General features: G+C 69.7%; 12 protein-coding genes and 3 pseudogenes. 4 read left to right on the plus strand and 11 right to left on the minus strand.

Annotation, left to right across the window (positions count from 1 at the left end; all coding sequences use genetic code 11):
* Window positions 1-21 precede the first annotated feature (21 nt).
* Genes ACH45E_RS23490 through ACH45E_RS23505 form a run of 4 tightly spaced genes read right to left on the minus strand, consistent with a single transcriptional unit; the run spans window position 22 to window position 5,157 of the window.
* Window positions 22-1,017: a hypothetical protein gene (locus ACH45E_RS23490; RefSeq protein ID WP_361439418.1), complete on the minus strand. Its 996-nt coding sequence runs from the start codon at window positions 1,015-1,017 to the stop codon at window positions 22-24.
* Between the two features lie 54 nt (window positions 1,018-1,071).
* The gene (locus ACH45E_RS23495) at window positions 1,072-2,286 is read right to left on the minus strand and encodes a JmjC domain-containing protein (RefSeq protein ID WP_361439419.1); all 1,215 of its coding nucleotides are present in this window, start codon (window positions 2,284-2,286) and stop codon (window positions 1,072-1,074) included.
* A gap of 31 nt (window positions 2,287-2,317) precedes the next feature.
* On the minus strand, window positions 2,318-4,960 hold the full coding sequence (locus tag ACH45E_RS23500; RefSeq protein WP_361439421.1) for a thiopeptide-type bacteriocin biosynthesis protein: 2,643 nt from the start codon (window positions 4,958-4,960) through the stop codon (window positions 2,318-2,320).
* A gap of 50 nt (window positions 4,961-5,010) precedes the next feature.
* A complete protein-coding gene (locus ACH45E_RS23505) occupies window positions 5,011-5,157 on the minus strand; it encodes a hypothetical protein (RefSeq protein WP_361439423.1) in 147 nt (48 codons plus the stop codon).
* A gap of 433 nt (window positions 5,158-5,590) precedes the next feature.
* On the opposite strand from ACH45E_RS23505, the gene ACH45E_RS23510 reads away from it, so the two are divergent.
* Complete coding sequence (locus tag ACH45E_RS23510) at window positions 5,591-5,962, plus strand: hypothetical protein (RefSeq protein ID WP_361439425.1); 372 nt, start codon at window positions 5,591-5,593, stop codon at window positions 5,960-5,962.
* Between the two features lie 2 nt (window positions 5,963-5,964).
* On the opposite strand, the pseudogene ACH45E_RS23515 reads toward ACH45E_RS23510, so the two are convergent.
* Window positions 5,965-6,375: pseudogene (locus ACH45E_RS23515) on the minus strand (transposase family protein); the annotation flags it as partial.
* A gap of 593 nt (window positions 6,376-6,968) precedes the next feature.
* Here ACH45E_RS23515 and ltrA point away from each other — a divergent pair.
* Entirely contained in the window at window positions 6,969-8,432 is a 1,464-nt protein-coding gene (gene ltrA / locus ACH45E_RS23520) for a group II intron reverse transcriptase/maturase (RefSeq protein ID WP_361439426.1), read from the plus strand.
* Between the two features lie 115 nt (window positions 8,433-8,547).
* Here the strand turns inward: ltrA and ACH45E_RS23525 are convergent.
* Window positions 8,548-8,902, minus strand: a pseudogene (locus ACH45E_RS23525) (transposase family protein); the annotation flags it as partial.
* Between the two features lie 144 nt (window positions 8,903-9,046).
* On the opposite strand from ACH45E_RS23525, the pseudogene ACH45E_RS23530 reads away from it, so the two are divergent.
* Window positions 9,047-9,184, plus strand: a pseudogene (locus ACH45E_RS23530) (diaminobutyrate--2-oxoglutarate transaminase); the annotation flags it as partial.
* A 426-nt stretch (window positions 9,185-9,610) separates the two neighbouring features.
* Here ACH45E_RS23530 and ACH45E_RS23535 read toward each other — a convergent pair.
* The 5 genes from ACH45E_RS23535 to ACH45E_RS23555 form a co-directional block, all read right to left on the minus strand.
* Window positions 9,611-11,857 carry an SWIM zinc finger family protein gene (locus ACH45E_RS23535; RefSeq protein ID WP_399041370.1) on the minus strand — a complete coding sequence of 749 codons (2,247 nt, stop codon included), beginning with the start codon at window positions 11,855-11,857 and terminating at the stop codon, window positions 9,611-9,613.
* Entirely contained in the window at window positions 11,854-14,721 is a 2,868-nt protein-coding gene (locus tag ACH45E_RS23540) for a DEAD/DEAH box helicase (RefSeq protein WP_361439428.1), read from the minus strand. Before ACH45E_RS23540 ends, ACH45E_RS23535 begins: the two co-directional genes overlap by 4 nt.
* A gap of 114 nt (window positions 14,722-14,835) precedes the next feature.
* Window positions 14,836-15,420: a sugar kinase gene (locus tag ACH45E_RS23545; protein ID WP_361439430.1), complete on the minus strand. Its 585-nt coding sequence runs from the start codon at window positions 15,418-15,420 to the stop codon at window positions 14,836-14,838.
* On the minus strand, window positions 15,417-16,562 hold the full coding sequence (locus tag ACH45E_RS23550) for an ROK family glucokinase (protein WP_361439432.1): 1,146 nt from the start codon (window positions 16,560-16,562) through the stop codon (window positions 15,417-15,419). Before ACH45E_RS23550 ends, ACH45E_RS23545 begins: the two co-directional genes overlap by 4 nt.
* A gap of 202 nt (window positions 16,563-16,764) precedes the next feature.
* Entirely contained in the window at window positions 16,765-17,502 is a 738-nt protein-coding gene (locus ACH45E_RS23555; RefSeq protein ID WP_361440236.1) for a GntR family transcriptional regulator, read from the minus strand.
* Between the two features lie 129 nt (window positions 17,503-17,631).
* Here ACH45E_RS23555 and ACH45E_RS23560 point away from each other — a divergent pair, with 129 nt between their 5' ends.
* The gene (locus tag ACH45E_RS23560; protein WP_361439434.1) at window positions 17,632-18,654 is read left to right on the plus strand and encodes a Gfo/Idh/MocA family oxidoreductase; all 1,023 of its coding nucleotides are present in this window, start codon (window positions 17,632-17,634) and stop codon (window positions 18,652-18,654) included.
* Window positions 18,655-18,845 lie beyond the last annotated feature (191 nt).

The raw sequence follows: 18,845 nt of genomic DNA on the forward strand, positions 1-18,845 counted from the left end.
CCTTGATTTGGGTGGTTTGGGTCAGTTTATGGCACAACTCAGCTTCGAGAGTCGCTCCTCGATGCCGACCGTCAGGTCGCGTATCCGCCGCATCGTTTCCCGGTCCAAGGGTATTGAGGTAGTTGATTCCTGGAACTTCTTCGTCCCGCTTGGGTCCTTGGAGTAGAAATGGCGGACCTGCGCCGCTCGTTCCGCTTCCTCTGTTGTCACTGGAATACCGAAGTGACCGGCGATGGCTCGAATTGAGCCGGCCAGATCGCTTCGCACTGTGTCGTAGGCCACTACGAGATCACCTCGTTCGCCGAGCTCAATACCCTTTGTGGCTGTCGACAACCACGCCGCCAGGCTCAGGGCCTGCGGCGTCGGGAGACCGGTGAGGCCCGCCTCCTGCATCAAGGCCCTCCCAGTGCCGAACATCGAATGGTTGACGCGGCCCTTCCCGTTGGCCCACAGCGGAGGGGCCGCGATCTCGGACGCCATGACCTCCGCGCAGGGGCGCCACATGAAGACACGAGCGCTGTCCGGGAAGGCAGTCGACCAAACGGGGTCAGCGAGGACGTTCCAGCTCGCGAACTTCCAGATCTGGTACTTCTGTTCCGCGGTCGTGGGAGGCAGGCAGCTCCTCTGCAGGGCTCGGAGCACCTCGTGTGTCATGGTGACGTCCGAGCTGGCCGACATCGCCTTGGCCGCCGTGGCGGAGAGGAACGGAGACTCTTTGAGCGTCATGGCCTGTGGCATGGCGGAGAAGGCGTTCGCCATCAAGGTCGACCCGCAGCGGCCGGTATGAAAGATCATGCCCCGCAAGGGCAGTGACGGCTGATCCTGGAGGACATCACAAACTTCCCCCCACTCGCCGGCCAGAGCGAACGGACGTGGCCGTTCACGTAGCCGCCGCTCGATCGTGTCGATCATGAAGGGTTCGGTGAAGGCCTCACCTAACATGTCGAGGCACCCGGCTGTCGAACTGTCCGCGTCGAAGTCATACATGACCATCGAGCGTCCGGTTGGCTTGAGCATGAGCTTCTCCACAGGTGGGGGGGGAGCCCGCGCAGAGCGGGCTCCCGGACGGAATCAGAACGTGAGGAGGCCTTCCCGCACGAAGGTCTGCGCCAGGACCATCCGCCCCGGTAGGTCAAGACGGCCGGGGATCTCGGCGGGGCTGAACGTCGGAGTGCTGCCCGACACGACCCATCTCACCTGCTCCGCCACCTGGGCCGGCAGCTCGACCGACTTGTTGTGGAAGGTGACGCTCACTGTGGAATCGCTCTGCCACACGTGACAGAGCACATCTTCTCGACGACGCAGACGGGTCTCGGGAGTCAGATCCCTGAGGTGCTCCAAGTCACGCAGATGCCCCGAGAGCTTCGGCGAGTTGAACGAGACAGCCTGCGCGACTGTCTCGTCCATGACCTGTGCCGGAGACAGCTGCTCCTGCAGGGCGTTCAACAGCTCGCGGAGTGTGTCGGCGGCGATGCCCTGAAGGTCCGGGTTCCCGGCAAAGCCCAGGGGCAGGCCACGACGGAATCGCACGTCTTCGTCGAAGAGCTTCTGCATGGCGGTCTGCAGTATCGAAGCCCAGTTGGCCTGGTGTACGCCGATCGTGAGATGGATCGACGCTTCATCGTTGGACGAGGCGGCGTGCACCTCACCGCGGGGAAGGTAGAGGAAGTCGCCGGACTTCAACGTGAGTTGCTGGGCGGGGACGGAATCGTTGTCGAACTTCTCGCCGAACTTGGGGCGTCCGGCGAGCGGCAATTCGTAGGGGGCTCCGTACAGGCGCCATTGCTTGCTTCCGTGGACCTGCGCGACGAGCACGTCGTGGGTGTCGTAGTGGGGCTTGAAGCCTTGCGCCTTTCCGGCAGGCGTCAGGTAGACGTTGACCTGGAACCCCGCGCTTACCTCAGCGCCCAGGGCGTGGGTGAGGCGCTGCAGCGGCTCCCACCGGTCGTCGAGGGAGTTCAGTACAACGGTTGAGCCAGAACGATAATGGTCGTAGATGGCTTCCAGGGTGTTCGTACGCCCCTGTGGGCCGCGCTGAGTCATCTCCGAGATCGGTGTTTCATGGCCGTCGACGACCACACGGATGGTGTCGAAGCTCGGGCCGGCCAACATCAGCAACCGGTCCACGTCGTCGAGCGTCAGCAACTCGGCGTAGTAGTTCGGATCTTGCCGTTCTATGTGCAACGGCTTCTGTTCCCAGTAGTCGTGCTGGAACTGCTTGGTCTCGATGGGGGAGATCAACCGCGACAGGTCAAAAGCCATGGTGGTTTCTTCGCGATGGTTCATTTCGATCCGTTCGTGTTCGTGACAACTCTTCTTACTGCATGGCTCGGGCATGACGTTCCAGGATCTTGCGCACGGCGAAGTCGTAAGCGAGGCGTTCGAGACGTTGGATGTCGACCGCGAAAAGTCTGTTGAAATGCAGGTGCATGATCGCGCGAAAGACCTCTTCCTTTCCATCGCGGCCTGAGATTTCAGCGATCCCAGGTGGCGGTGGTGTGTCTCGGACTCCTCGAAGCGCAGTATGGGTGCGGACGCCTGCTTTGCCGGTAGACAGGTAGTCGTCCAGGTTCTTCCTCTGTTCACGGAAGAATTCGCCGTAGCGACTGCCGAGTTGACGTCCCGACGTCGAGGGGTTCCCTCTTCTTCGCAGAATTTCGATAAGTCGTTTCTCGTGATATTCCGGAAAGAAGGTCTCCGACCACTGCAAGATGTCTGCGATTCCTCGAAACAAGCGCTTTTCTTCGGTCGGACGTTGCGCGAGAAAATCGCATACACAGTCGCTGTCGACCGTGAAGAGCTCCTCGGCGCGTGCAAGACCCTGAGGTCCTCCGAACCTTGCGACCTCCGGTACGTACTGATCTGTTGTGGCGCGAGTCGCCAGTGCGGAACTGATGAGGCGAAGGCCGAGAGCGTCGAGTTCTGCCACCACATCTGCCCGGTTCCCGTCACCGGACGGACGAAGGCGTACGCGTACGTGGTTTCCGCCCTTTCCATATCTGACGAAGAACCAGGCGGATGCTCGCCCGTCCTCGCGGAGGCGATCTGCGCACTCACGTGCCTGAAGAACGACCTCGTCGGCGGTCAACACACTGCAGTAGTAGGTGAAGTACACCCATGAGGCACCGCTGACACGGGGGGCATGGCCCTGCGGGGAGCTCGACGCCCGTATTCCCGTGGTGGACAGGGGGAAGCAGACCTCTGCCACATGGTGTCCCTGAGCACTCGACACCGCCGGGCTCTCCACGTGAGGAAGTTCAGTGAGGTCGATCGCCCCGGTACGGGCCGCCCTGCCGATCAGCGCGGAGACTGCACGCGAGGAGTGAAGGTCGACGGGGATCAGCCGATCCTTCGTGCCGCAGCCGACCCATCTGCGGTCTTCCAGGCCGGGCAGTAGTGCCTGCAAAGCAGTTGCCGGAGAGGAGGCTTCGAGCACGCGGTTCACCTCGTCCGGACCCAAGCGCCACCGCTCGGGCTGGACGATGATCCGCCCGCAGGTGACCCGGGGCAGGTGTGACATCCGCGTGAGTCCACCCCATCTCCAGCCGATGCCCGCGACGCCACTCATGTTCGCGAGGAGTCGATAGCGAGGGTCATTGCCCGGATGGTCCACAGAGTGAGCCGAGTTGAGTTCCAGCAGGACCGGCCTGCCGGTCGGGGCATGTCGCAGGACGAACTGGTCCCCCGCAAGTGAGACCAGCAGATGCTCCGGATGCAGAGTGGCATCCGATTGCTGCCCCGAGCCCATGCTCCATCGGTGCAAGCGCGGACGGAGCAAGATGTTGCCGACTCGCCCCCTGGACGTATGGACGAGCTCGGCGACGATGGGGTCTTCCGGCCCGTAGTCACGGGACGCGAGCCAGTCGTGCAAGGCCGCCTCCCGGTCCGGTCGTGAAAGAGCGAACCGCGCCAGGGAAGCCAGTGGGGATCGCTCCTGGCCACTGATCAGCACGGCGTCGTGTGCCTCCGCCTGAGGTCCGATGAGCGCTGCTTGAACCGATCGGGCCACACCATGCGGCGCGACCGGCTGGTCGGTGAGGTCGTACGGCCGTCCCGTCGAGCGCCAATGGTCGTACGCCGCGATCGAGATATCTGGAACGGTCGATTCACTCGTGGACGTTCGTCTTCGTTCCACGCCCGCCCTGTCGGCCAGCTGTGATGTGACGGCGACACTCTTTTCCATGAGGCCATGCTTGAAATCAAGTACCTCACACAGCGGTACTGCCCCATCTTCGAAGCGGCAGCGAAATTCTTCACGAAAATCTTTCAGCGGGTCGCTCGAACGGAAAAGTAGTTGCAGTCGCCGAAGAGCCAGGTCGAGTTCCTCGGCCAGGCCCCCTTCGATTTGAGTCGCAGTGAGCATGAGGTCCAGGTCTACGTGGAACCTCTTCTTCTCATGAATTCCGGCGAGCTCGGGCAGCGTTGCTGCTGCAGCGTGCCAGGCCATGTTGAGCTGGTCCGTTGATATCTGGGCGACTGGCCGGGGTCCGCACACGGACGATGCGAGTGCGTGGAGCGCGTCGGCTTGTGGTGTGGCGCCAGCCTGCCTCAGCGCGGACAGAGTCAGCGCAAGGGGTTCCTCCCCGGGCCGCAGAAGCGTGGTCGGCACGGAGGGGCAGTAGGCGGCGACGAGCAGCTCCAGTGCAGCGATGTCGATCCTGATGAATGCCTGGTGGGAACGGCGGTCCGCAAGTTCCAGACGGCGCGTGGCCCCGGTGTCGACAAAGGCCGTGCCGGCCAGCAGTCCGAATGGTGTAGCCCGCCCACCCATTCTTGACACGTATCGCGCGATGGCTTCCTCGATACGCTGGCTCGAACCGTTCAGAATGTCATGGCCAGCAGCGAGACCGATCGCCTGCCTGACGAAAGTTTCACGCAGGCGATCGGCTTCGGAGTCGCCCCGTGAAATCTCTTCGACGCTCAGGCTTGCAACCCGAAGGAGAGCGGCATTTGATTGCACGGAGGCGTCTCTTTCTTAGTGCCGGTTACCGCTGAATGACCCGGTGTTACTTACCAGTCCCGGTCGTCCTTGTGGTCCTCGTTCCAGTGGGCGAGGGAAAAGTCCTTGTCACCCTTGTTGGCATCGTTCGGCGTCACAACGCCGGCCGGGTAGGAAATGTTGATACTGGCGGCATCGAGCGAGTATTCGTCAGCCATCACTGCTCCTTTTTTCGTGATCCACGACCGATCCGCGGATTCTCACGCCCTTGATCTTGCTCGGGGCCTCGACCTCCAACCAGGCAATGTGACCGGCAGAGTTCCCGGCGATCTCGTTCCGCCTGCGGCAGGTCACATCGGATGTATGGAGCGTCCAGGTGGATTGGCCGTGAGTGCTGGCATGGGTCTCAAAATCCCTGGAGGTGACGAACGCTCCAGAACGTACCTGGGCAAGCAAAAGAGCCCAAATCTTCCGGAGCGGCTTCCACGCCCTGAAACTCGCAGCCCGTCGGGGCGGCGGTGCCGCTGCCGCAGACCGTGCCGGTGCCCTTCGGCGTCCCCCGCGGACGACACCGAGCGGTCAGTGAGCCCATTCCAACTTCGGGCAACCGCTGATCCGCGCTGTGTCATGGGCATCTGATAGACCCTGGCTATGACGTTCTTGGCAGTGGTCGAGGGTGATGCGGGCGGGTGGCACGTCGATCGGGATGCGCTGACCGAAGCGATCCGTGCTCGGTGGGCCGAGGTCGAGATCGATTCGTCGCACCGTAGTGAAGTGCGCAGTCTTATCTGGAGGTTCGACACGGAGTACGGCCCGCGTGAGGCTTATCTGCACGAGGACGGGACCTGCCTGTACATGGACGTTTGGGAGGAGGACGCGATCTGGTTGGCGATCGCCTTCCGTAGGCTGGTACCCATGCACCTTTACCTGGTGTTCTGCGATGAGGGCTACACCTTCGACGTGCGTCTGCCAACCGGGACCAGCGAGGCCGAATTGATGGCCCTGGTGAATGCTGCGGGCTGAGCTCAGCCCGCAGTGGCGAGGTGGAGGACCAGGACGGCCTTCACGGTGTCGGTGATACGGGTCGTGCTACACCGGAGCTTCCGCAGCAGGCGCCACTGCTTCAGGGCAGCCATGGCCTGCTCACCCAACGCGCGGATACGCGCATGTGACAGGTTGACGGCTTGCTGACCTGCAGAAAGTCGATCCCACCTGCCGCGGAAGGGCACCCGGACGGTCCCACCGGCACCCTGGTAGCCCTTGTCCGCCCAACAGGCCAAGCCCGCATCGGTGAGGGCGTCGATGATGCCGTGGGTGCGGGCGGCCTTGATGTCGTGAACGGCGCCCGGCAAGGCCGGCGAGGCCCACAGCAATCGGCCATGCGGATCGGCGATGACCTGCACGTTCATGCCGTGCTTTTTGTGCTTCCCGGAGTGTGCGCCGTGAGGCGCTCGTTGTTCGAGCGGAGGTGAAAGACCACCGCCATCGCCCTGTCGCAGCAGGGCGGTTGAAGCTGGGGGCAGCCTGAACCGGGAGGTGCCGGGGACGGCGGGAAGCAGCCCCGACAAAGCCGGGACGTGCCAGTACTGCCAGATGGTGCGGGTCCGGCAAGCGAGACGGAGAGGAGTACGCGAGGAACCGGCGTCTACGCCTCCTTAAGGCACGCCAGCTCGAACCTGGTGGATGAGGGCTGGATGCGGTGCGTCCCTGCTGGATATTCGGCTGGCGGGGAACTTTCCGGGTGGTCTATTTCGGTCGCGCGGGGAGGCCACGGTGAAGTGCTGCGGGGTAGCCGTGGCGAGGCCGCGGGGGCATAGCCGGGCTCCTACTCCGACGATCGAACAGCGAGCGAACACGGGAACCGTCCCGGTTCCGCCCTCCTGCCGCGCATCCAGCTCGGGCGGAGGGCTGGGTCCATCGTCGGCCGATCGGGCCGGGACGGGGCGGAGCCGCCGTAGTACTCCGAGCCGGGGAGAGCCCGGTACATGGGGAAGGGCGGCAGCGGTTTCGAGAAGGGAAGGAGGCTGCAATGCCGAAAGACGCACCGCTGAACAGTGGTGCCCCCGAGGCCCCGTTGGGGTCTCACCAGCGGGTATCGGGGATGCAGGCCAAACTTCACCGTTGGGCGGCGGCCGACCATGGCCGCAGGTTCGACGATCTGTTCAACCTCGTATGCGACCCGGCGACGCTGCTCGTGGCGTTCGAACGGGTCGCGGGTAACAAGGGAGCCCGGACCCCGGGCGTCGACGGCCTCACGGTCGTCAACGTCGAGCGGGAACTCGGCCTCCCGGGCTACCTGGAGGACCTGCAACGCGTGCTGAAGACGGGTGAATTCCACCCGCTGCCGGTGCGTGAACGCAAGATCACCAAGCCCGGCGGAAGCGGGAAGGTGCGCAAGCTCGGCATCCCTACCGTCTCCGACCGGGTGGTCCAGGCAGCCCTCAAGCTGGTGCTGGAGCCAATCTTCGAGGCCGACTTCCTGCCGGTCTCCTACGGTTTCCGGCCCATGCGGCGCGCACACGACGCGATCGCCGAGATCCACCGCTACGGCACCAGCGGCTACCGCTGGGTGCTGGATGCGGATATCGAGGCGTGCTTCGACTCCATCGACCACACGGCCCTGATGGACCGGGTGCGCGCAAGAGTCAAGGACAAGCGCGTGCTGCGGCTGGTCAAGGCGTTCCTCAAGGCCGGCGTCCTCACTGAGGGCGGCGGCCGCGAGGAGACCTTCACCGGCACTCCGCAGGGCGGCATCCTCTCCCCGCTGCTGGCGAACATCGCCCTGTCCGCCCTCGACGAGCGCGTGATGGAGCCGTGGGAGCCGGGCGGGAGGATGTCCACCAGAGGCAGGCGGGCACACCATCGTCTCCACGGCCGCGCCAACTGGCGCATCGTCCGCTACGCGGATGACTTCGTCGTCCTGGTCGACGGCAGCCGTGATGACGTCGCCCGTCTGCGCGAGGACATCGCCGACGTACTGCACCCTCTCGGGCTGAGGCTGTCACCGGCCAAGACGCAGATCGTGCACATGTCGGACGGGTTCGACTTTCTTGGGTTCCACATCCAGTGGCGTCGCAAGCGAGGCTCGAACAAGTGGTACGTCTACACCTTCATCGCCAAGAGGCCCATCCGGCAGCTGAAGGACAAGATCCGTGCCCTGACGAACAGAACGTCGCAGCAGGACCCGGGGACCGTGCTGAAGAGGATCAACTCGATTCTGCGCGGCTGGGTCAACTACTTCAAGCATGCGGTATGCAAGACCACGCTGAAAGCCCTGGACCAGTTCGTATGGCGACGGGTGACCAGCTGGTGGATGGTGCTGCATCGCTGGAGATGGAAGGACGTCCGCCGACGCTTCACCGACTGCAACGGCCGGTGGCACAAGCTCTCGGCGGACGGGATCGAACTGTTCCCCATGGTCTCGATCGCGGTCACACGCCACCGATACCGGGGCAACACGATCCCCAACCCCTGGACACTCAACCACGCTTGAACGGCAGAGACGGTGGAGAGCCCGGTGCGGTGAGAGCCGCACGCCGGGTTCGGCGAGCGGCACGGAGAAACGGACCGGTGGCAACACCGGCACCGCGCTCCGTGCCGACTCAACAGAACGGGCGGTCGGCGGCGATCCGGTCGATCGGCAGCAGCGTCCCGTCGAGGATCACGAAACGCTTTGCGTGCCGCCATCTTCACCGCGGCAGCCACGTCCGGGGCGAGTGCGGCCAGAACGTCGACGGCCTCAGCGATGTACCGGTAGGCGGTGGTGGTGCCGACACCGAACCCGGCCGCGAGCTGGGAATAGGTGTGCCCGCACCGCAGGTGGGCCAGCGCCAGCAGGGCCTGGCGGTCGGCACTCAGTCGTCGCCAGCGGGTGCCGCGTCGTCGACGATGGGCCCGCAGCTGAGCCGACAGGAAGCGCAGGGCGGAGCTGGACAGGTCGATCCCAGACGGATAGACAAGCATGCGAAGCCTCTGGTGGAGATGGTTCTCTTGGTCGAAACCCCATCTACCAGGGGCTTCACTGCGCTGTCAGCCCAACTGGCCATCGTAGGGACGAGGTTGGAAAAGGCTCAGTGGCGCACCAGACCCGTTCTTCTCTTCGAACCGACGCTGGTGCGCCACGAGTGCGACGTGTGGAAGCCCGGCGAGCACAACGGCACCTTCCGCGGCTACAACCCCGCGTTCGTCACAGGCACCCGCGCACACGGGGTGTTCTGGTCCGACGGCGCGCTGGGCACCCAGAGCGGGCTGTGCGTGCACCTGCTCGCCGCCGCCCTCGGGCTGTCGCTGATCACCACCCGCTCCACGGTCGTCTACGACGCCATCAAGCTGCTGCGCACGGCCTGTCTCGTCCACCTGGGCATCCGGGCGATGCCAGCCGCCCGGCGGGCCGGTTTCACCCAGGGTTCCTCACCAACGTGCTCACCCGAAGGCGGCGCTGTTTGTTCCTCAGCATCCTGCCGCAGTTCGTCCACGGCGGCGGGTCCACGGCACGGCAGATCTTCTTCCTCTGCATCCTGGACGTCCTGATCGGCGTCGCCTACTGGTTCGCCCTGGCCGCCGTCCCGCACGGCTGCGCGAGCTGCTCGCCCTCCCGAAGATCTGCCGGCGTTGGAAGCTGACGACCGGTTGGCTGTTCATCGCCATCGGGGTCGCCGCGGCCGGCCGGCCTCACGGCTCACCGGGGACGCCCAGGCCCGTCAGCGCGCCGACCGGGTCCGGATCGGGTGTGCCGCGCGGCCACCAGTCGTCGTGGTCCGGCTCCGACTCGTAGGCGTACCACAAGTGGTCGCGGCCGAGCCGGAGTTGGACGTGCCCCCGGGGGTGGGTGAGGCGGTTGCGCCAGGGGCGGAAGGCCGGGAGGTCGGCGGCGAGCAGGAGCGGGCGGGCCCGGTCGAAGCGGCCCGCCGGCGGGTCCCAGGGCTCCTCGAGGACGGTGAGCCCCTCCAGCCCGCCCTGCCGCCAGGCGGCGACCGCGCGCGCCAGCTCGGCCGGGGTGCGGGCCGCGGCGGCGGCCAGCGCGGCGTAGAGCGCGCGGGTGCCGGCGGTCAGCCCGGAACCGGGGCGGGCCGCCGCCTGGCGTACCGCGTCCTGCCAGAGGGTGAGTTCGCCGACCGGGTCGCGGCCGGTGGTCAGCAGGGTGTGGGCCCGGGCGGCGGCGTCGGTCGCCAGCTGGTCCAGCGCGAAGGGGTCGGGGCCGCCCGGCGCCGCCGGGTACACCGGGGGCTGCTGGGGGTGCGGGGGTGCGGGCAGCGGCGGCGGGAGCGGCGGCAGGCCGCGTGGGGCGAGGGCGTCGGCGGCGCGGACGCCGGGCAGGGACGCCGGCTGCCGTTCCCGGTCGGCGCGGGCCGCGCGGGCGGCGCTGCGGCGGGACAGCGCGTCCAGCAGGTCGCGTTCGCCCCGGCCGCGCAGCAGGAGCAGCACGAAGGGGTCGGCGTCGAGCAGGCGGGCCGTCTGGTAGCACAGCGCCGCCGCGTGCTTGCAGGGGTGGCCGGAGTCGGGGCAGCTGCACCGGGGCGCCAGGTCGCCGGGGCCGGGCAGCAGGGGGACGCCGCAGTCGGCGAGGGAGTGGGGCAGTTCCTTGTCGAGCAGGGCGGCGATGTGTCCCGGCCGGTCGGCGGCCGTGTCCAGGAACCGCTCCCAGTCGGCCTCCTCCAGCGTGCGCAGCCGCACCTGGACGCGGTACGGCCGGGGGCGGCTGCCGCGCACGTACGCCAGCACGAGTCCCGGCGTCACGGTGATCGCGTCCACATGCCCCTGCTCGGCGTATCCCCGCCCGCGCGCCAGCCGCTTCACGTCCAGCGCGCCCTGCTCCAGCGCGTCGGCCCAGGCATTTCCCCACCATGTCCCGGCGAACCGGGCCCCTTGCGTCGGGCGGGCCGGGAAGGCGGGGAAGGTGCGGCGCAGGTCGTGGTCGCGGTGGGGAGTGGCCATGGTGTGGGGGACGGTCGGTAGGGGCGCGCTCGGGAGGGGCTGTGCCGTCGTCGAGGGGGGCGTGGCTGCCGGTGCCGGGGTTTCCGGGGGTGCGGCGGCGGTGGGCGAACTGTCCGGCGGGCCGGGTACGGTCGCCGGCGCCGGCGGGTCACCGGCGTCGGCCGTCTCGCTCGGCTCGTCCGACATCGCGGGCATCCGGAAGGCGGTCGCGAGGAACTCCCGCATGTCCTGGGCCACCTTGCGCCGCTCGACGCGCTGCGGTACCTCACCGCGGGCCGTGGCCGTGGCCGGGCGGCCCGCGGACTCGGTGCCATGCGCGGGCTCCGTCTCGCGAGTCGCGCGGCGAGCGGCTCGCAGCGCCTCCCGGGCGATGTCTCCCGGACGTCCGCCCGGCTCGACCGGCCCATGATTCGGTGCCGCCTCCGGAGCCGGGCGGTCCCCGGCGCCCGGTGCCGGCTCCTGCGGGGGAGTCGCAGGGGCGGTAGGCGCGGCAGGCGCGGCCGGTCCGGCACCGCACTCGGCAGCCGCACCCGCACCCCGCCGGGCGGCGACGGCCGACCGGAGCGCCGCGCGCGCGGCATCACCGGGCCGCGGCGCGTCACGCCCGGTCGCCGCGCCCGCCCGATCGGCGACCCCCTCCGCCGACGGCTCCTCCTCCCGGCCAGTCTCGCCCTCGGTCGGCCCGGGGACGCGCCCAGGCCCGGCCTCGGGCGCCGTCCCGGCCGCACCCTCCAGCGACGGGCCCTCCTCCCGGGCACCGGGTCCCGGCATCCGCACCTCATGGCCGGCCGCGTCCCCGGTCGGCCCGGGGCCGCCCCCAGGCCCGGCCTCGGGCGCTGTCGCGGCCCCGGCCTCGGCTGCCACGGCCCGGTCCTTGCTCCGCAGCAGGCCGCTCCCCCGCTCCCGGGCCTCCAGCGCCTCCCGCAGGGCCCGTCGCGCCGCGTCCCCCGGGCGCCTCTCCTCGCCCGTCTCCGCGCCCGTCACGACGGCCTCCTCAGCGACACGAGGTCGGACAGCTCACGGTCGGTCAGTTCGGTCAGGGCCGACTCGCCGGAGCCGAGGATCGCGTCGGCCAGGGCGCGCTTGGCGGCGAGCATCTCGGCGATGCGGTCCTCGACGGTGCCCTCGGTGACCAGGCGGTGGACCTGGACGGGCTGGGTCTGGCCGATGCGGTAGGCGCGGTCGGTGGCCTGTTCCTCGACGGCCGGGTTCCACCAGCGGTCGAAGTGGATGACGTGGCCCGCGCGGGTGAGGTTCAGGCCGGTCCCGGCGGCCTTGAGGGAGAGGACGAGGACCGGCGTCCCACCGCTCTGGAAGCGGTCCACCATGCGCTCGCGCTCGGGGACGGGCGTGCCGCCGTGCAGAAGGTCGACCGGGACCGCGCGGGCGGCGAGGTGGGCGGTGATGAGGCGGGCCATGCCGACGTACTGTGTGAAGACCAGCGCCGAGCCGTCCTCGGCGAGCAGGGTGTCCAACAGCTCGTCCAGCAGCGCGAGTTTGCCGGAGCGGGCGGCGAGCCGGTCGCCGGGTGCCTCCTCCTTCAGGTACAGCGCGGGGTGGTCGCAGATCTGCTTGAGGGCACCCAGCAGCTTCAGGACCAGGCCCCGGCGCGCGATGCCCTCCGCGGTCTCGATCACCAGCAGCGACTCGCGCACCACCGCCTCGTACAGCGCGGCCTGTTCACGGGTGAGGGGGACGGGGTGGTCCGTCTCGGTCTTGGGCGGCAGTTCGGGCACGATGCCGGGGTCGGACTTCTTGCGGCGCAGCAGGAAGGGGCGGACCAGGCGGGCGAGGCGCCGCACCGCTTCCTCGTCCTCGCCGTTCTCCACCGCGCGCGCGTGCCGGGCGCGGAAGGCCTTCAGGGGGCCCAGGAGTCCGGGGGTGGTCCAGTCGAGCAGGGCCCACAGTTCGGAGAGGTTGTTCTCCACCGGGGTGCCGGTCAGTGCCACGCGCGCGGGGGACGGGATCGTGCGCAGGGCCTTGGCGGTCGCCGAGTACGGGTTCTTGACGTGCTGGGCCTCGTCCGCGACGACCATGCCCCACGGCTGGTCGGCCAGGCGGGCCGCCGTCGAGCGCATGGTGCCGTACGTGGTGAGGACGAAGCCCGAGTCGAGGCCGTCCAGGGTGCGGTCCGGGCCGTGGAAACGGCGGACGGGGACGCCGGGCGCGAACCGGGCGATCTCGCGCTGCCAGTTGCCCAGCAGGGAAGCGGGGCAGATCACGAGGGTCGGTTCGGGGCGGGCCCGCTTCAGGTGGAGGGCGATCACCGTGATGGTCTTGCCCAGGCCCATGTCGTCGGCGAGGCAGCCGCCGAGGCCGAGGGAGGTCATCAGGTCGAGCCAGGCCAGGCCGCGCAGCTGGTAGTCGCGGAGCGTGGCGTCGAGGCCCGCGGGCGGCTCGGTGGGCCGGATCCCGGCCGTGAGGCGGTCGCGCAGGGCGGCCAGCGCGCCGACGGGCACCGCCTCCACGGTCTCGCCGTCGACCTCGGCGCTGCCGGTGAGCGCCACGGACAGTGCGTCGACGGGGTCGAGCAGGCCCAGTTCGCGCTTGCGGGCCTTGCGGACGAGGGCCGGGTCGACGAGCACCCAGCGGTCGCGCAGCCGGACGACCGGGCGGTGGGCCTCCGCGAGGGCGTCCATCTCGCCCTCGGTGAGCGGGTCGCCGCCGAGCGCCAGCTGCCAGCGGAACTGGAGCAGTTCCTCGCTCTCGAAGAAGCCGGTGCCGTCGGTCGCCGAGCCCGGCGCGGGCCGGACCACGGCGGCGGCGCTCAGGTCCTGCGCCAGGTCCCTGGGCCAGTGCACGGCGACCCCGGCCGCGGCGAGCCGGCCGGCCGCCACGCCGAGCAGTTCGCCGAGCTCGTCCTCGGACAGGGCGAGGACGCCGGGCACCTCGTGCTCGGCGAGCCGGTCCAGCGGCGGCCACACCCGGGCGGCGCGGCGCACCGCGAGAGCCGCGTCCACGCGCGCGCGTGGCCCGAACGCGGCGTCGGCCTCCCCCGCCCACAGGGCCGCCGCGTCGGCCATCAGGGTGGGGTCGGCGAGGCTGTGCACCTGGACGATGGCCGCGCCCGCGCCGCGCGCCCCCGTGCTGTCGGCGTCCCCGTCGAAGAGGTCGTACGCGGACAGGTCCAGGCGCAGCGAGATCCGCACGCCCGCGTCCATGCCGGCGGCGACCTCGGCGGCCCAGTCGCGGGCGTCGGGCAGCGACTGGGGTTCGCGGGCGGCGAAGGGCCTGCCGGAGGTGTGGGGCGCGGCAGGGGTGCGGGGCAGGGTGTCCGCGACCGCGTCCAGGAAGGAGCGCAGCAGCGCCTCCGGCTCGGGCAGCCGCAGCGGGCCCGGTCCGGGCAGCGGCACGGCGTGGCCCTCGGCGGGCAGGGCCGCGGCCACCGCGCGCAGGTGGGCGATGTCGTCGGGGTCCAGGGGGCCGGCGCGCCAGGCGTCGTGCCCGGCGGGGGTGAGCCCGGGCAGCAGGCGGCCGCGGGCGGCGAGCCGGAGCGCGTACAGGGCGGCGGCGCCCCAGCAGGCCGTGGCCGGGTGGGCGGCCGGGTCCCGGCGGGCCCGCACCAGCAACGGGAGGGCCTGCTCGAGCGGCAGGGACAGGGCGGGCACCTGCCTGCGGCGCACGCCCGGGCCGTGCCGCCGTACGACCGTCAGCTCGTCCCGGCGCACGCCCGCCGGTTCCTCGGCCGCTTCGGGTGCGGCCGGTCCGTCGCCGGGGTCCCAGAAGGCGATCCGGCCCTCGCGCGGCAGGGGCGCGGGCAGGTAGACGGCCGCGAGCCGCAGCGGGACGGCCTCCCCTTCCCCGGGGGGTCCTCCCGCGCGTCCGGCCACCGCAGCCGTGCCGCTCATACGTTCTGCCACCTCCCGCCCCTGTGTCGGATCAGACGTCTCCGACTCTACGGGCGGGGTCTGACAACCGGCCCCGGCGACTGCCGGGGGCCGGCCCTCAAGGAACTCGCCTCGTCAGGGAACGGTGCGGGAGACGACGTACACCATCGGGAAGTTCGGGTCGGCCAGGTTCACGATGACGTCCTCGGTGGGCGCCGGGTTCTTCTGCTTGTGGGTGAGGCCCCACCAGGGCCCGGCGCCGGCGAAGGTCCAGCCGGTGATCTTCTGGTCGCGGGCGCTGATGCTGATGTCGCCCTTCTTCAGGTCGTCCCGGCTGACGTCGATGCTCTCGAGGAAGCTGTCCAGACCGGCGCTGTTGGTCCGGAACTGCACGTAGAGGCGGCTGGTCTTCCAGTTGTTCGTCTCGTAGTAGGCGATCTGGTCGGCCGGGTGCGGGACGGGCACCCGGTAGAGGCGGCGCTGCACCTTCGACGGCCAGCCCGCGGTGAGGCCGGTCGCCGAGTACTTCTGCTCCTTGTCCTTGCCGCTGTCGCGGCTCTGGTTGGCGGAGATCACCAGGTAGCCGGCCGGGACGCCGATGAGCAGCCCGATGATCAGCAGGGTGAGCGTCCTGCGTTTCGCCTTGTGGCGCGGGTCCTCGGCCGGATGACGCGTCTGCTCGTCCGGGGGCGCGGCCTGGCGGGGCAGCGAGGCGGTCATGCGGTGTCCTGGGTGCGGCGGGACTCGGCGTACCGCTCGTAGCGCTCGTAGCGCTCCACCCGGCGCCGCTTGGCGCGCCGGAAGCGGCGGGCGACCAGGCGGGCCAGGTCGGCGGCGCCGACCATGCCGGCCTCCGGGCCGAGCTGGGCGCGGGTGATACGGGCCTCGGGGCGGTAGCCGCGGCCGGTGAGGTGGCGCTTGAAGGCGTCGCGGGCCGGGCCGATCAGCAGGTCGTCGGCGGCGCTGACGCCGCCGCCGATGACGAAGCAGGACGGGTCCAGGGCGGCGGCCAGGTTGGCGATGCCGACGCCGAGCCACTGGCCGATGTCCTGGAGCAGTTCGACGCACATCGCGTCGCCGTCGCGGGCCAGCTCGGTGATCATCGGCCCGGTGATGTCGCCGATGTTGCCCTTGACGTGCTCGATGATCCCGTAGGCGACCGGGGAGTCGGCGGCGGCCAGCTCGCGTGCCTCGCGGACCAGCGCGTTGCCGGAGCTGTACTGCTCCCAGCAGCCGCGGTTGCCGCACGGGCAGCGGTGGCCGCCGGGCACGACCTGCATGTGTCCGAACTCCCCGGCGACGCCGTACTTGCCGCGCTTGACCTGGCCGTCCTCCAGGATCGCGCCGCCGATGCCGGTGCCCAGCGTGATCATGACGAGGTGGTCCTCGCCGCGGCCGGCGCCGAAGCGCCATTCGGCCCAGGCGGCGGTGTTCGCGTCGTTGTCCACGAGGACCGGGACGGACAGCCGTCCCGACAGGCGGTCGCGCAGGGGCTCGTTCCGCCAGGACAGGTGGGGGGCGAACAGGACGCGGTTGCGGTCGGCGTCGACCCAGCCGGCGGCGCCGATGCCGACCGCGTGCACGTCGTGCCGGTCGGACAGGTCCAGGACCAGTTCCGCGATGGTGTCCTCGACGACCTTCGGGCTCTTGGACTTGTCCGGGGTCTCCGTGCGGACCTTCTCCAGGATGTTGCCGTCGGCGTCCACGACGCCCGCCATGACCTTGGTGCCGCCGATGTCGATGCCGACCGTGGGCACGCGGGGCGCGGTCAGGAGGGACCGGCGCTCCCGTGTGCCCACGGTGCGCAGCACGGTGGCCCGGCGGGAGCCGATGGGGGCGGTGAGGTCGCGGTAGGTGCTCATCGGCCCCGATTCTGCCTCACCCCGCGGGGCGGCGCCGTCAGGGGGAGACAAGGAGGGCTGCGTGGCCGCCGTCTTGAGGATTGTGGGTGACCAACACAACACCCGTGCCGGGCACAGGGAACAGATTCCCTATGACGGGGCGGAAGTTTCGGTCATATTGTCCGGACATGTAGACGAGGTGGACGATGCGACCGCCCCGGCGTCAAGGCCGTACGAGCAGCTGGAACTCGAAGGAGTAGCGCGTGGGCCGGTAGGTGTGGTCGCCGAACTCGACCGCGCGGCCGGTGTCGTCGAAGGTGGTGCGCTGCATCGTGAGCAGCGGTGCGCCCTCCGTCTCCGCCAGCCGCTCGGCCTCGGCGGCCGTGGCGCCCCGGGCGCCGATGGACTGCCGGGCGCTGTGCAGGGTGATCCCGGCGGAGCGCATCAGGCGGTACAGGCCGGTCGCCTCCAGCTGGGCGGTGTCCAGGTCGAGCAGGCCGGGCGGCAGGTAGTTGGTCAGGTACGCCATCGGCTCCCCGTGGGCCAGCCGCAGCCGTTCGATGCGGTGCACGTCGCTGTCCTCGGCGACGCCGAGCGACGCCGCGACCTCGGCGGACGCCGGGACGACGGTGTTGACCAGCACCTTCGTGGCGGGGCGCTGCCCGGCCGCCTCCAGGTCGTCGTAGAGGCTGCTGAGCTCCAGCGGGCGCTTGACCTGGCTGTGCACGACCTGCGTCCCGACGCCGCGGCGGCGGACGAGGAGGCCCTTGTCGACGAGGGACTGGATGGCCTGGCGCACGGTGGGCCGGGACAGGCCGAGCCGTGCGGCGAGCTCGATCTCGTTGCCCAGCAGGCTGCCCGGGGTGAGCGCGCCGTGCTCGATCGCGGCCTCCAGCTGCTGGGAGAGCTGGAAGTACAACGGCACCGGCGAGCTCCGGTCCACACTGAGGTCGAGCGACACTGTGGGGTCCACATCTGGTTTCGGCACGGCCCGAGCGTAGCTCCGTGGCTGGTTGACGGGAAGTCGTGTAGTCCGATTGTCCGGACATACGCATTGACAGCGTACGGGGTCGGCCCTCACTTTGTTTCCATGCGCATCGGGGTCATCGGGACGGGCCGCATCGGCACCATTCATGCGAACACGCTCAGCCGCCACCGCGAGGTCGGTTCCCTGATTCTCACGGACTCGGAACCGGCGCGGGCGCAGGAGCTAGCGCACCGCCTCGGCGAGACGGCGGCGCCGGGAGTGGACGAGATCTTCAGGTGGGGCGTCGACGCCGTGGTGATCACCACGGCCACCTCGGCCCACGCCGACCTGATCGGCCGGGCGGCACGCTCCGGCCTGCCCGTCTTCTGCGAGAAGCCGATCGCCCTGGACCTGCCGGGCACGCTGCAAGCGCTGGCCGAGGTCGACGCGGCCGGGACCGTCCTGCAGATGGGGTTCCAGCGGCGCTTCGACACCGGCTACGCGGGCGCCCGCGAGGCGATCCGCTCGGGACGGCTCGGGCGGCTGCACACCGTACGGGCGCTGACCTCGGACCAGTCCCCGCCCCCCGCCGCCTGGCTGCCGCTGTCCGGCGGGCTGTACCGGGACACGCTGATCCACGACTTCGACGTGCTGCGCTGGGTGACGGGGCGGGAGGTCGTCGACGTGTACGCGACCGGGTCGGACGCCGGGCCCGCGATGTTCCGTCAGGCCGGTGACGTCGACACGGGCGCGGCCCTGCTCACCCTGGACGACGGCACGCTGGCCACGACTACGGCGACGCGGCTGAACGGCGCCGGCTACGACGTCCGCATGGAGCTCGCGGGTGAGCTGGACCAGATCGTGGTCGGCCTGGACGACCGTACGCCCATCGCGTCCACCGAGCCGACCGGGCCGCCGGCCGCGGACAAGCCGTGGACCGGCTTCCTGGAACGCTTCGGACCCGCCTACGAGGCCGAACTGTGCGCCTTCGTCGAGGTCGTCCGCGGCGAGCGTGCCAACCCCTGCGACGGCCGCGAGGCCTTGCAGGCGCTGCGGGTGGCCGAGGCCTGCGAACTGTCCCGCCGGGAGCACAGGCCGGTACGGCTGGCGGAGATCCCCGGCGAACGGGAGTCGGCACCGGGCTGACCGGCTGCCCGCGGGGTCCCGCCCACGCATGGCTGCCGCGCCCACACGCTGGTCCATATGTCATCCCCACCCGCTACACCGACTGGCTCGCCTGGTCCATCTCCCAGGGGGTGTTTCGAAAGTCCTGTGCGGTGCCCGCGGTGTCCGGTGCGTGCTCTCGGCGTGCCGGACGAAAGCCCTCGTACTGGACG

Source organism: Streptomyces sp. NPDC020299 (assembly GCF_044387825.1).
Classification (GTDB): Bacteria; Actinomycetota; Actinomycetes; order Streptomycetales; family Streptomycetaceae; genus Streptomyces.